The sequence below is a fragment of the Proteiniclasticum ruminis genome, assembly GCF_900115135.1.
In the GTDB taxonomy this organism is placed as follows: Bacteria; Bacillota; Clostridia; order Clostridiales; family Clostridiaceae; genus Proteiniclasticum; species Proteiniclasticum ruminis_A.
The window spans coordinates 154,829-167,297 of the sequence record NZ_FOVK01000003.1; the positions used below are offsets into that span (position 1 = coordinate 154,829).

15 protein-coding genes and 3 tRNA genes are annotated in these 12,469 nt (G+C 44.4%); 12 read left to right on the forward strand and 6 right to left on the reverse strand.

Going from position 1 to position 12,469, the window contains the following annotated elements:
- The first annotated feature begins 20 nt into the window (after positions 1 to 20).
- From BM243_RS07120 to BM243_RS07170, 11 genes are all read left to right on the forward strand, one after another.
- Entirely contained in the window at positions 21 to 335 is a 315-nt protein-coding gene (locus BM243_RS07120) for an HU family DNA-binding protein (protein WP_031574878.1), read from the forward strand.
- 184 nt (positions 336 to 519) lie between these two features.
- Entirely contained in the window at positions 520 to 789 is a 270-nt protein-coding gene (locus tag BM243_RS07125; protein WP_031574875.1) for an RNA-binding S4 domain-containing protein, read from the forward strand.
- Between the two features lie 29 nt (positions 790 to 818).
- A complete protein-coding gene (locus BM243_RS07130; RefSeq protein WP_074911697.1) occupies positions 819 to 1,094 on the forward strand; it encodes an FtsB family cell division protein in 276 nt (91 codons plus the stop codon).
- Between the two features lie 49 nt (positions 1,095 to 1,143).
- Entirely contained in the window at positions 1,144 to 1,551 is a 408-nt protein-coding gene (locus BM243_RS07135) for a S1 domain-containing RNA-binding protein (RefSeq protein WP_074911698.1), read from the forward strand.
- Between the two features lie 139 nt (positions 1,552 to 1,690).
- A tRNA-Met gene (locus BM243_RS07140) sits at positions 1,691 to 1,767 on the forward strand.
- A gap of 13 nt (positions 1,768 to 1,780) precedes the next feature.
- A tRNA-Leu gene (locus tag BM243_RS07145) sits at positions 1,781 to 1,867 on the forward strand.
- Positions 1,868 to 1,880: 13 nt separating this feature from the next.
- Positions 1,881 to 1,956, forward strand: a tRNA-Met gene (locus BM243_RS07150).
- 122 nt (positions 1,957 to 2,078) lie between these two features.
- Positions 2,079 to 2,549: a GyrI-like domain-containing protein gene (locus tag BM243_RS07155; protein WP_074911699.1), complete on the forward strand. Its 471-nt coding sequence runs from the start codon at positions 2,079 to 2,081 to the stop codon at positions 2,547 to 2,549.
- A gap of 122 nt (positions 2,550 to 2,671) precedes the next feature.
- The gene (trkA, locus tag BM243_RS07160) at positions 2,672 to 4,078 is read left to right on the forward strand and encodes a Trk system potassium transporter TrkA (RefSeq protein WP_074911700.1); all 1,407 of its coding nucleotides are present in this window, start codon (positions 2,672 to 2,674) and stop codon (positions 4,076 to 4,078) included.
- Positions 4,029 to 5,477, forward strand: a complete 1,449-nt coding sequence (locus BM243_RS07165) for a TrkH family potassium uptake protein (protein ID WP_074911701.1) — start codon at positions 4,029 to 4,031, stop codon at positions 5,475 to 5,477. Before trkA ends, BM243_RS07165 begins: the two co-directional genes overlap by 50 nt.
- Before the next feature lie 71 nt (positions 5,478 to 5,548).
- Positions 5,549 to 6,019, forward strand: a complete 471-nt coding sequence (locus tag BM243_RS07170; protein WP_074911702.1) for a GNAT family N-acetyltransferase — start codon at positions 5,549 to 5,551, stop codon at positions 6,017 to 6,019.
- 60 nt (positions 6,020 to 6,079) lie between these two features.
- Here the strand turns inward: BM243_RS07170 and BM243_RS07175 are convergent, their stop codons facing one another.
- The 6 genes from BM243_RS07175 to BM243_RS07200 form a co-directional block, all read right to left on the reverse strand.
- Positions 6,080 to 6,301: a hypothetical protein gene (locus BM243_RS07175; RefSeq protein ID WP_074911703.1), complete on the reverse strand. Its 222-nt coding sequence runs from the start codon at positions 6,299 to 6,301 to the stop codon at positions 6,080 to 6,082.
- 103 nt (positions 6,302 to 6,404) lie between these two features.
- Positions 6,405 to 7,445: an alpha/beta hydrolase gene (locus BM243_RS07180; protein ID WP_074911704.1), complete on the reverse strand. Its 1,041-nt coding sequence runs from the start codon at positions 7,443 to 7,445 to the stop codon at positions 6,405 to 6,407.
- A gap of 122 nt (positions 7,446 to 7,567) precedes the next feature.
- Positions 7,568 to 8,593 (reverse strand): electron transfer flavoprotein subunit alpha/FixB family protein, encoded by a 1,026-nt coding sequence (locus BM243_RS07185; RefSeq protein WP_074911705.1) that lies wholly within the window; start codon positions 8,591 to 8,593, stop codon positions 7,568 to 7,570.
- An 11-nt stretch (positions 8,594 to 8,604) separates the two neighbouring features.
- Complete coding sequence (locus tag BM243_RS07190) at positions 8,605 to 9,393, reverse strand: electron transfer flavoprotein subunit beta/FixA family protein (RefSeq protein WP_074911706.1); 789 nt, start codon at positions 9,391 to 9,393, stop codon at positions 8,605 to 8,607.
- 12 nt (positions 9,394 to 9,405) lie between these two features.
- A complete protein-coding gene (locus tag BM243_RS07195; RefSeq protein WP_074911707.1) occupies positions 9,406 to 10,545 on the reverse strand; it encodes an acyl-CoA dehydrogenase in 1,140 nt (379 codons plus the stop codon).
- Between the two features lie 9 nt (positions 10,546 to 10,554).
- Positions 10,555 to 10,971: a MaoC family dehydratase gene (locus BM243_RS07200; RefSeq protein ID WP_031574846.1), complete on the reverse strand. Its 417-nt coding sequence runs from the start codon at positions 10,969 to 10,971 to the stop codon at positions 10,555 to 10,557.
- A 769-nt stretch (positions 10,972 to 11,740) separates the two neighbouring features.
- On the opposite strand from BM243_RS07200, the gene fabG reads away from it, so the two are divergent.
- Positions 11,741 to 12,460 (forward strand): 3-oxoacyl-ACP reductase FabG, encoded by a 720-nt coding sequence (gene fabG, locus BM243_RS07205; protein WP_074911708.1) that lies wholly within the window; start codon positions 11,741 to 11,743, stop codon positions 12,458 to 12,460.
- Positions 12,461 to 12,469 lie beyond the last annotated feature (9 nt).

Here is a 12,469-nt window from a genome sequence, read left to right on the forward strand (position 1 = left end):
ATATTAAGGAGGAATTTATTGTGAACAAAGCTGAATTAATCGCTGCATTGGCTGAATCTACCAGTTTTACCAAGAAAGACTCTGAGGCTTTCCTGAAGGCTTTTCTTGACACTGTGGTAGGAACTCTTGAGAAGGGTGAAAAAGTTCAACTCGTTGGATTTGGTACCTTCGAAGTAAGAGAAAGAAAAGAAAGAGTTGGAAGAAACCCAAGAACCAAGGAAGAGATTAAGATTCCTGCATCCAAGGTTCCAGTTTTCAAGCCTGGTAAAGACTTCAAGGAAAAAGTAAACGTAGTTCCTAAGAAGAAGAAGGCTGCTCCTAAGAAGAAGAAATAAGTAGTCATGATAGGAAGGGTAGAAGAATTTCTTCTGCCCTCTTATTTTTTTTATTCTATATAGTGGTCTAAGTTACTGAAATATCAAAGTTTTGCTTCACATTAGTTCCATCAAAATATATAATATACACAATGGATGAACTTATAAAAATATTTCAAGCATTGTGACGACAGAGGTGATCATATTGAGACTAGATAAATATCTGAAGGTATCCAGAATTATAAAAAGAAGGACTGTGGCAAAGGAAGCCTGTGATGGAAAAAGAGTATCCATCAACGGCAAGATTGCAAAAGCAGGCACAGAGGTCAAAGAAGGAGACATCATTGAAATTGCGTATAAGGATAAGAGCATCAAAGCAAAGATCCTGAACATTGCAGAACATGTAAGAAAAGACGATGCTTCCAAGATGTACGAAATCCTGGAAGGGGAAGAAGATACAGACGAAGAGGAGTAAAAATCCTTTCCGACGCTAGGAGGATTGCCATGAGGTGGGGGAAAGTTCTAATCAGATTGCTTCTGATCCTTTTTGTGGGGGTCATCTCCTTGACTGTGTATAAACAGCAGGTGATGATGGCACATATCAGGGAAAATATGAAAGAAGAATCCGTTAAGCTGGAAAAGGTCATGGAAGAGAATGAAAAACTGGCAAATATAGTGGACAGCATAGGCACTGAAGATTATACTATAAGGAGTGCCAGAACGAGACTTGGTCTTTTAAGACCAGGAGAAGTACCGGTAATTGACTCGTCAGGCAACTGATCGGGTTTGTACATATATTTTTTTAATTTTAAGGAGGATTCTTATTAACATGACCTTAGAGGTAGGAAACATTGTAGAAGGAACTGTCGTAAATATCACGAACTTTGGCGCTTTTATTGATCTGAGCGGTAAAACCGGGCTCGTGCACATATCCGAGGTGGCTGACACCTACGTGAAGGATATCAAAGAATTTATCAAAGAAGGCGACAAGGTACAGGTCAAAGTTTTAGGAATTGATGATAACGGCAAAATCAGCTTATCCATCAAACAGGGTGTCCAGATTGCTCCTAAGAGAAGCAGCAGACCAGCTGAGGTGGAGTGGAGTGCGCCTGAAAAAAAGAAGCCGGCTTCCAATAATTTTGAAGACATCATGTCCAAATTCATGAAGGAAAGTGAAGAAGTGATGTCTGATTACAAAAAGAAACAGGAAGTCAGAACAAAGAGCAGAAGAAGCTAAGTGATGGCTCTCAATACATTTCGCTGAAGACGCTTTAATGCCCAGATTTCTGGGCATTATTTTTTACTTTTGCTGTTGACAAGGCATTTACCATGCTATATAATTAATTTTGTCGCGAAGATAAGGCGGCATCAAATGTGGCGGAATAGCTCAGCTGGCTAGAGCATTCGGTTCATACCCGAAGGGTCGTAGGTTCAAGTCCTATTTCCGCTACCATTTTTATTTATACGCTGGAGTGGCGAAACTGGCAGACGCACAGGACTTAAAATCCTGCGGTGGCGACACCGTACCGGTTCGATTCCGGTCTTCAGCACCAAGTTATTGAATATCGCGGGGTGGAGCAGTTGGCAGCTCGTCGGGCTCATAACCCGAAGGTCGCAGGTTCAAGTCCTGCCCCCGCTACCATTAATTACAGTCTAACGGTGTTAGGCTGTTTTTTCATGTTATGAACACTTCTTGACAGAATCTTCACGAAAGAGAAAAGATTTTGTGATAAACTATATCCGATTCATATAGGAGGGATTATAATGACAGAAACACGCTATGCCATCGAAGTAAGAGAGCAGCACTTTCAGCCTGTCATGAGTGTCCGAACAATTTCTTCCCTAAGTAAGCTTCCACAGCTCATCGGTGAAACCTATGAGAGAATTATGCTGTTTTTGAAAGAGATGGATGTGAACCCCGCGGGGCCCCCTTTTGTCTGCTACTATAATCTGGATATGGAGCATTTGGATGTGGAGATTGGTTTTCCTGTAGAAGATGTGCTACCTGGTGAAGGAGATTTGTGCCCTTCCGAGATCGTTCAGGGGAAAATGGTGTCCTGCATGTACAAAGGTAACTATGAGAAAATGAATGCAGTTTATGATGAAATGAATGCATATATCAGTCTCCATGGGTACAAGGCGAAGGGGATGGCTTATGAGATCTACTATAACTCTCCCATGGATGTAAAGAGTGCAGAAGATTTATTGACAAGAATTGAGCTTCCTATAGAATAAAACATAGTAGATTCATATTATTTAAGAATCGAAAATACCGGTCACGAAAATGATCGGTATTTTTTGAATGTTTTCTCCATTCTTATGTTACAATATCTCTAATAAACGTTATTGGAGGAGTTATGAAAGTAATGATCGTAGGCGCGGGTAAGCTTGGCGTAAAGCTTGCTGAAGCTATGACCGTAGAAAATATGGATGTTACTCTGGTAGACAGTGATGCAAAAGTCATTGAGAAGATCAATGAGCATTTGGATGTACTGACCGTTGTGGCCAGCGGAATCAGCATCACCATGCTGAAGGAAATGAATATAGAGGAATATGATATTATTGTTGCCTGTACAGAGAATGATGAGACCAATGCGGTCATCTGCACCTTTGCAAAAAAGCTGGGCTGTAATCAGACCATTGCAAGAATCAGAAATCCGGAATATACAGAGCAGCTTACTTTCGTACGTCATGAACTGGGGATAGATCTTATCATGAATCCGGATCTTGCCACTGCAACGTCCATTTCAAAGTATCTGCTTAAAAATATCATGTTCTATTCCGGTGATTTTGCAGATGGCCGCGTGAAGATGATTGATTTCAAGTGCTCCTATAAGAGCACTTTTGTTGGCAAAAAACTTTTTGAGCTGGAAGATTTTGACAAGCTCATCATCACAGCGATTTCAAGAGAGGGCGAACTGATCATTCCAAACGGAAATACAGAGATTGCAGCGGATGATGTGGTCCATATTATTGGAAAAGAAGAGGATCTTCTGAAGCTCAGCAAAAAGCATAAACTGATCACTCCGGACACTCATGTGGATAATGTGATGATCATCGGTGGCGGTAATGTGGGATACTACCTGGCAAAAGAGCTTTCGAAAGCCCGTGTTGGTGTTACCCTCATTGAGCAGGACAGAGTCCGTGCGCTGAAACTTGCGGAAACGTTGGAGCACGTGCTGATCATTCATGGGGATGGAACGGATGTGAACATACTGGAGGAAGAGAACATTGACCAGATGGATGCGTTCATCGGCTCCACCGGGTATGACGAGCAGAATCTTCTCATGGCTCTTATGGCAAAACAGTATGGTGTTAAAAAATGCATCGCGAAGGTGAGCCGAAGAAATTATACCAAAATCATCGATAAACTGGATATTGACGCAGCGCTGAATCCTGTGAACATCACTACATCCAATATTCTGAAGTTTGTGCGTGGTGGAAAAGTCCTTTCTGTTTCTCTGCTCCTGGGGGGGGATGGAGAAGTGACAGAGATCATTGCGACACCGGATATGCCGTACCTGGGGAAACCGCTGAAGGATCTGCACCTGCCCAAGGGGCTCATCATTGGTGCCATTGTGCACAATGGTGAAGTGATTATTCCTAAGGGGTCCTCTGTGATTCATCCCAATGACCGGATCGTTGTCTTCTCCTTGGCGGAGGACACAGAGAACTTAAAGAAACTGTTTATTCCAGGAAAGAGAGGACTATTTAGTGAACTATGGAATCGTGATAAAGGTGCTAGGGAGTATTCTGCTGATTGAAGCCCTTCTCATGTCCCCTTCTATCTTTATTTCTTATGCTTATGGCGGGGATGCTCATCATCCCTTCATCTGGACCATTGTGGTCATGGTGATACTCGGTATCCTCATGGCAAAGTTAAGACGAAAAAATGATCATCATATCCGGGCAAAGGACGGCATCGTCATTGTTGCCTTGGGATGGGTAATGATCTCCCTGTTCGGTGCCATCCCTTTATGGACATCGGGCAGTGTCCCCACTTATATTGATGCCGTGTTTGAAATCGTCTCTGGATTTACCACTACAGGGGCGTCTGTCATTGCCAATGTGGATGGCCTCGATAAAGGCATCCTCTTCTGGCGCTCCATGACCCACTGGATCGGTGGAATGGGGATCCTAGTGTTTACCCTGGCGATTCTTCCAGCCCTTGGCGTGGGAAGCCTCCAGATTTTCAAAGCGGAGTCCCCAGGGCCAGTGGCAGGGAAAATTGTGCCCCGTATGAAAGATACTGCAAGGGTTCTTTATGTCTCCTATATTCTTCTGACTGCGATGCAGGTGCTGTTTCTACTACTCGGAGGGGTAACTCTTCTGGACGCCTTTGTCATTACCTTCGGTACAGTGGGTACGGGAGGTTTCGGTCCGAGAAATGACAGTCTGGCAAGCTACAGCCCTTATGTTCAGGTGGTGACAGGCATCTTCATGGTGCTGTCCGGCGTGAATTTCTCGCTGTACTTCCTGTTCTTCCGAAAGAAATACAAAGACTTTCTTCAGGACCGTGAGCTTCGGCTGTATCTCTTTTTTGTGGGAAGTTCCGTGGTGCTGATTGCATGGAATCTTTTTATGACCTTTGGTGGAGATGCTCTGGTGAGGCTCCGGGAATCTTTTTTCCAGGTTTCATCCATCATGACCACCACAGGATTCAGCACAGTGGACTTTGACTTATGGCCCACCTTCAGCAAAATGATTCTCTTTTTCCTGATGTTTGTGGGAGGATCTGCTGGATCTACCGCCGGGGGAATGAAAGTCATCCGAATTATGATTGTTCTGAAACTCATCAAAAGAGAGGTGTCAAAGATTTTTCATCCTCGGGCACTGATTCCCATCAAGGTGGGCGGCAAAATTGTCTCCAATGAGATCATTGCGAGGATCAACAGTTTCACAGCCATACACCTGGTGATTTTCGTTGTAGGATCTCTTGTGGTTTCTCTCGAAGGAGGCACCATGGAGAGTTCTATGTCAGCGGTGGCTGCAACGCTGAATAACATCGGCCCTGGGTTTGGTTCTGTGGGACCTACACTGACCTTTGCACACTACTCGGACTTTACAAAAATATTTCTCTCTTTGGTGATGCTTTTGGGCAGACTGGAGCATTTCACCATCATTGCGCTTCTTGTGCCCAAGTCATGGACCAAGGAGAGCTGATGAATCAAATCGCATTTCAGGCAGGCTTTATGAAAAGAGCCTGCTTTTGAACTTTTTGGAGGTAGGTATCGATGAACGTGAGATTGCTTCATGGTCATGAAGTGGAGAAAGCGCTTCTTCTGATTCGTGAAGTGTTTCTTCAAACGGAGTCAAGAGGACTTTCTCAACGTGCCGTGGACAGCTTTCTGAACATGCAGACCAGAGATGCTTTTCTGCAAATTCTGTCCGATGAGAAGACTGTTTTTCTGGGGGCCTTTGATGAGGAACTGGATCTTGTTGGCGTTCTTTGTGCAGAAGGGTTCTTTCTTACGCATCTCTACGTAAAAAGAAGAGGTAAAGGCATTGGGAAAGCCCTCTATACTTTCTATGAGGAGATTCTGATAAGCCGGATGGAGGAGGGAGAAGTCATCAGGCTCAATGCCACGCTGTCTTCAGTGCCCTTTTATGAAGCCCTGGGTTTTACGTTGAAAGAGGAGGTCCAGGAGATTTATGGCATTTCCTTTGTGCCCATGGAGAAAAAACTAAAAAAAGACCTCTATTAAGAAGATAGAAAAAGAACGCAGCAGGACGAAATCCTTACTACGTTCTTTTTTATTGTTTGATTATGACAGCCAAAGAGCTGCTAAAAGAGCTGTGGTGGCAATGCCCAGGGAGACCTGGCCCAGTTTCACATACTGGTTCACCTTCTGAAACTCCATGAGATTTCGTTCTTTCTTCGGTACCTTTTTCAGTTTCATGTACGTGAAAAAGCTGAGAATAGAGATGCCGAAGGAAACAGCAGCGGTGATAAAGAGCATGGCTCTTAGAATTTCTTTCAGTTCCATTATATACCTCTTTCATAAGCATCAGGTTCCATAAGTGGAGGATGCATTTTTTCTTCAAAAATCAGTATATCATATACGCCCGTGGAGTATTCTAAAAAATAAACTATTTTCCTAAAAATGTGAGGTATGCTGTGACGAATTTCTCCGGTTCCTCAATCTGAGGGCTGTGACCCGAGTTTTCAAATACAGCCTCTACAAAGCGGCCGCCATTTTTCTGATACTCCTCAAAGACGCTTCTTGTCTGGGAAACCATAGGCTGTGGAGGATAGACCTCTAGTCCAGGCCAGCCTGGCAGAATGCCCAGCTGCCCAAGGAATCCCACATCACTGTAGGACTGATCAGAGACAATCTTATCCTGAACGCCTCTAAACCAGATTACAGGGGGTTTTACGGGCAGGTTTTTGATGCTGGACAAGTTGACATATTTTGGGCTCATAGTGTTGCCGATGCCTGTTGTGCCAGGACCTAAGAAGGGCCACTCTGGGGCGGGCTGAGAACTGCCAGGATAGAACCCTTCCCCAATCTCCATGAGAAACATGGAGTCCACAAAGGTATCCTTCATTTCTTCTGACAGGGTAAAGGTGGGAGCGAAGAGACCCTTCAATACATTTGGAGCGGAAGTGGGGTCATTAAGATCCTTATTTTTCGTTCTGAGATTTTCTACAAACTGCGGATTCACAAAGCCACCGCCGGTGCCAGCATGGGATGCTGTGGTGATGGTTCCCTCTGCATCTTTTGTGCCAGAGAATCCGTAAGGGGACAATGGGTTGATCAGACCAAGACTTCTTACTTCATCCGCATAGTCCAGCGTATACTGCATGGCAACCCCGCCGCCCATGGACCAGCCGATGATATGGGGGTTTTTGATGGAGAGAGCATCCACAAAGCTTCGGATGTCTTCAGACCAGGTTTTCATCCCCTGGGTGGAATCAATGGGAAGCTTCTCTGTATGGCCATAGCCTCGTAAGTCTGGAGCGTAAATATGGAAATGCTCTTCCAGAATCTCCACGGTAGGCACATAAAAGAGACTGGAAGAGGTGTTTCCATGGAGAAGAAGGAGTGGTTCTTTCTCAAAATTTCCTGCTTCCAGGTAGGAGATTTTTAGTCTTGTAGTCTGAATGTCTTTCTTTGGATAAGTCTTCATTACTGCTAAACCGTCCTTTCATGGGTTATTTATGGGTATTCTATCGCAAGTGCGACAGTTTTGTAAACAGTTACGGAAAAAAGAGCATGCAGTGAAACACTTCTGCAAAGGAAAGAAAAGGCCTATGAAGGCCTTTCCCGATAGTTTCTGATTTCTTTTGTGAGGAGCGGAAGGATTTCCAACGCATTTCCGACAAGTCCGATGTTTGCTACTTGGAAGATCGGCGCATCCGGATCTTTATTGATGGCGATGATGTAGTCTGATTTCTCCATACCTGCCAGGTGCTGTACAGCGCCAGAAATGCCGCAGGCAATATAGACTTTAGGTTTTACAGTTTTTCCGGTCTGTCCTACCTGGTAGTCCTTTTCAATTCGTCCTTCATCTACAGCAGCTCTGGAACCTGCCACTTCAGCGCCAATCATATCCGCACATTCCCGCAGAAGGTCGAATCTGTCGCCAACGCCTCTTCCGCCTGAGATGAGGATATCTGCCTTGGCAATGTCCACGGCCATGTGGTCCTTCTTCAACACTTCCAGAATGCTCACAGGATCTTTCAGTCCATCAAGGCTTACATCCTGCATGGACACTTTTCCGGTGAGAGCGGGATTCCTCTGCATTTTATCCATGACGCCAGGTCTAATGGTGGTCATCTGAGGTCTTTTGGTCTCATTGATGATGGTGCCAAAGAGATTTCCGCCAAAGGCTGGTCTTGTGACATAAAGGAGGGAGGAGTCTGGATTTTCTGGATCAAACTCCAGCTTTGTTGCATCTGCTGTAAGACCTGTATCACATCTGGCAGCAAGTCTCGGTGCCAGGTCTCTGCCTAAAACCGTTGCAGGAATCAGGAAGATATCGGGTTTTCTTGCCTCAATCATCTGATGGAGAAGATGGGTATACTGGAGTGTACTGTATTCATTCAGTTTTTTATGGTGGAGATATACGGTCTCATCTGCACCCCGGGCGGCAAGCTCTGAAAGAAGATCCTCACTCACTTCTCCGAGAAGAACGGCAACCACCTGATAGTTGAGGGATGGTCTGTCTTCTTTCAGTCTCCTGGCTTCTCCGAGAAGCTCTAAACTTGCTTCGTGTATTTTATTCTCTTCATGTTCGATGAATACATAAAGATCTTTATAGTCCTGTATGTTCATTCTACTTCCTCCTACTTTCCGATAAACTGGTTCTCAAGAAGCACGTCCAGAATTTTCGCCGCTGCCAGTTTTGGCTCTAAAGTCAGCACATCTGAATTTTTATGGACTTCTTTGGTGAAGGTCTTCTTTACTTTTGTGGGGGAGCCCTTGAGGCCGATGTCTTTCTGTTCCAGATTCAAATGCTCATTGGTGATGACCGTCACCGGTTTATCAAAAGCCTTCATGATTTCACGTACATGCATATAGCGTGGTTTGGCGATGGAACTGAGTGTGGTGATGAGGCAAGGCATCTCAGACTCCAGGATTTCATATCGGTTTTCCAGCGCTTTGCGTACTCTGATCTTCTCTTCTGAGATGGTGAGAATCTCATCCACATAGGTAATCTGTGGCAGGTTCAGCTTTTCGGCGGTTTGAGGACCTACCTGGGCGGTGTCGCCATCGATGGCCTGTCTGCCTGCGATAATTAGATCATAAGGAATCGTAGCAAGGTAGGCGCCCAAGGTATTGGAAGTTGCCCAGGTGTCTGCACCGCCAAACTTTCCATCACTGATGAGCACACACTCATCCGCGCCGAGGGCGTAAAGTTCTCTCAGCATAGATTCTGCCTGTGGAGGTCCCATGGTGACGCAAGTCACTTTAGCGCCTTGTCTGTCCTTGATCTGAAGGGCTGCTTCAAGACCTGCCAGATCATCTGGATTGGTGATGGTGGGGACGCCGGTTCTGATGAGCGTGCCCTTTTCCTTGTCTATCTTCATTTCTGTGGTATCTGGAACTTGCTTTAAAAGTACTACAATATTCATCATTTCTCTCCTTTACTTCAGTAAAGATGCTGCGATGACCATCTTCTGAACTTCAGATGTGCCTTCGTAGATCTCAGTGATTTTCGCGTCACGGAACATTCTTTCCAGAGGATATTCTCTGGTATAACCGTAACCGCCCAGAAGCTGAAGGGAGATTCTTGTGCTCTCCATAGAAATATCAGAGGCGTAAAGCTTTGCCATGGCAGCTTCTGTGGAATAAGGCTTCCCTTCGTCCTTCAGAACCGCAGCACGGTAGGTAAGAAGTCTTGCAGCATCAATTTTTGTCTGAAGGTCTGCGATCTGGAACTGTGAGTTCTGGAAAGCAGAAAGGGGTTTTCCGAACTGTTTACGTTCTTTGATGTACTTGATGGCTTCATCCAGGGCACCCTGGGCGATACCCAGAGCCTGCGCTGCGATACCGATTCTACCACCATCCAGAGTCTTCATGGCGATGCCGAATCCTTTTCCTTCTTGTCCCAAAAGGTTCTCGGCAGGCAGCATGAGATCTGTAAAAATCAGCTCAGTGGTGGAGCTTCCTTTGATGCCCAGTTTATGTTCTGTCTTTCCGATGGAAAAACCTTCCATGCCTTTTTCTACAATGAAGGCAGAGATGCCTCGGGTTCCTTTTTGCTTGTCGGTCATGGCAAAGACGATGAAGGTATCCGCATATCCGCCATTGGTGATGAATATCTTAGAGCCGTTGATTCTATAGAAATCTCCTTCCCGCACTGCGGTGGTCTGCTGCATGGCTGCATCGGAACCTGCATTGGGTTCTGTAAGGCCAAATGCGCCAAGTTTATCACCGGAAGCCAAAGGAAGCAGATATTTTTCTTTTTGCTCTTCTGTACCGAAGGCCAGAAGAGGAGCACAGGCCAAAGAGGTGTGAGCGGATACAATGACGCCTGTGGTGGCGCAATGCTTGGAAAGCTCTTCCACGGCCATGATATAGGTCAGGTTGTCACCACCGGAGCCCCCATAATTCTCCGGTACTGGTATGCCCAGCATTCCTATTTTTGCCATTTTCTCTACAGTTTCCACAGGGAACCGCTCCAGCTCATCAACTTCCTGAGCCAAGGGTTTCACTTCATTCAGGGAGAATTCTTTGAATAATTTCAGGGATAGGGCTTGTTTCTTGTTTAGTTCAAAATTCATATGGTCCTCCTATTTTGGTGGCATGACGGTAGCGGTGCCTTTCACCACAACGTCTCCATGCTGGTTGTATGCAATGGTGTCCAGTTTGACGATGTTTTTCTCTTCCAGGATCTCTGATACTGTCACCACAGCCTTAATGGTATCCTGAAACCGCACTGGCTTCGTGAATTTCAAGTCCTGTCCAAGATAAATGGTGCCAGGTCCTGGAAGAAGGGTGCCAAGAACGGTAGAAAAATAAGAGGCGGTGAGCATGCCATGGACAATTCTTCCCTTGAACATGGTTTCTTTCGCATAGGATTCATTGAAATGTGCGGGATTCAGATCACCGGAAATACCGCCAAATAGAACAACATCTGTTTCTGTGACGGTTCTTTCGTAGGATTCCTGATCACCAATTCTCATATCGTGAATGGTTTTTCCTTTCATAATAACCTCCATATGATAATTTAATAACGAATGATTCTCATGTAATTGTTTAACATGATGAACCTTTCATGTTTAATTCTATTATATGCCATCGTTTGAAAAAAACAATAGATTTGGTGAAAATTATGTTATTAATTTAACGAGTGTGGATTTTTGAACCTGAAAACAAGGAAACAAGCCTTTCTGAAATTGATACAACCATTTTCATTATACAGGATGTTGTTGGTGTGCTCTATGGTGAAAGCGAACATTTCTGTCAATCCTGACAAAAATTAACTTGTAGATGAAATAACAAAAAGAATGCAGTTCATGGACGAACATCGGAACGTTGGCAATATCATCACAATAAATACCATTTATTCCCTAGGATCTGTATACTCCTTGCGGATGATTGCATGTGCTGGAAACACGAAAACAACATGGCTTTCAAGGTTAAAAATGTGTATTAATACATTACAATTTATGATAATAAAATATCAAATCAGGAGAATCGCAAATGACAACCTTTTCATTTGTTTACATATAAATCAACGATTTATCAGATAAAAGCTTATTTTATTAAAGAAATTCTAGAACTGTTCACTATTTTTAAACGGATAATTAATTATGTCTTTGTTTTGTTAAATTGATTGACTTTGCAAACCTTATCATTTATTCTGAACATGAAGATTGATTCATGTTTCATATCTTGGTATTTGATTCTCTGTTTATGCACAGTGATGGGTCAAATATAACGATATGAAATAGGTGAAATAATGGAGGTAGAAAAATGAGATTACAGGACAAAGTTGCAGTAATTACTGGTGGTGCTCGTGGACTTGGACAGGCGATGGCAGAGCTTTTTGTGCGTGAAGGCGCAAAGGTCATTGCAGCGGACATGGGCGATCTGGCCTATGAGAATCCAAATGTGGAAGGGTACAAGCTGAATGTTGCAGACGGTGAAGCTTGTAAGGCATTTGTAGAGTACGTCACTGAAAAATATGGTAAGATTGATATTCTTGTGAACAACGCAGGAATCACAAGAGATGCCCTCACAAGAAAGATGACCGACGAGATGTGGGATCTGGTGATAGACGTGAATCTGAAGGGTGTATTCAACCTCACAAGACACGTAGGACCGCAGATGCAGGCAAACGGCAAGGGTTCCATCATCAACATTTCTTCTGTTGTAGGAGAATTCGGAAACATCGGACAGGCAAACTATGCTGCAACAAAAGCAGGTGTCATTGGAATGACAAAGACCTGGGCAAAGGAGTTTGCTATGAAGGGTGCACAGGTCAGAGTCAATGCCATCTCTCCTGGCTACACCATGACAGATATCCTGAAGACTGTTCCACAGGATCTTCTGGACAAATTTGCTGCACAGACCATGCTTGGAAGACTGGCTCAGCCTGAGGAAATTGCAAATGCTGCACTGTTCCTGGCTTCAGATGAATCTTCTTACGTAACAGGTCACAATCTGTCTGTCAACGGAGGCATGAGACTGTAAGGAGGTTTA

Bases quoted from the DNA above. Each gene is read 5' to 3' on its own strand.
- BM243_RS07130 (WP_074911697.1), top strand. From the start codon at position 819: ATGAGGTGGGGGAAAGTTCTAATCAGATTGCTTCTGATCCTTTTTGTG.
- BM243_RS07135 (WP_074911698.1), top strand. From the start codon at position 1,144: ATGACCTTAGAGGTAGGAAACATTGTAGAAGGAACTGTCGTAAATATC.
- BM243_RS07155 (WP_074911699.1), top strand. From the start codon at position 2,079: ATGACAGAAACACGCTATGCCATCGAAGTAAGAGAGCAGCACTTTCAG.
- trkA (WP_074911700.1), top strand. From the start codon at position 2,672: ATGAAAGTAATGATCGTAGGCGCGGGTAAGCTTGGCGTAAAGCTTGCT.
- BM243_RS07170 (WP_074911702.1), top strand. From the start codon at position 5,549: ATGAACGTGAGATTGCTTCATGGTCATGAAGTGGAGAAAGCGCTTCTT.
- BM243_RS07175 (WP_074911703.1), bottom strand. From the start codon at position 6,301: ATGGAACTGAAAGAAATTCTAAGAGCCATGCTCTTTATCACCGCTGCT.
- BM243_RS07180 (WP_074911704.1), bottom strand. From the start codon at position 7,445: ATGAAGACTTATCCAAAGAAAGACATTCAGACTACAAGACTAAAAATC.
- BM243_RS07185 (WP_074911705.1), bottom strand. From the start codon at position 8,593: ATGAACATACAGGACTATAAAGATCTTTATGTATTCATCGAACATGAA.
- BM243_RS07190 (WP_074911706.1), bottom strand. From the start codon at position 9,393: ATGAATATTGTAGTACTTTTAAAGCAAGTTCCAGATACCACAGAAATG.
- BM243_RS07195 (WP_074911707.1), bottom strand. From the start codon at position 10,545: ATGAATTTTGAACTAAACAAGAAACAAGCCCTATCCCTGAAATTATTC.
- BM243_RS07200 (WP_031574846.1), bottom strand. From the start codon at position 10,971: ATGAAAGGAAAAACCATTCACGATATGAGAATTGGTGATCAGGAATCC.
- fabG (WP_074911708.1), top strand. From the start codon at position 11,741: ATGAGATTACAGGACAAAGTTGCAGTAATTACTGGTGGTGCTCGTGGA.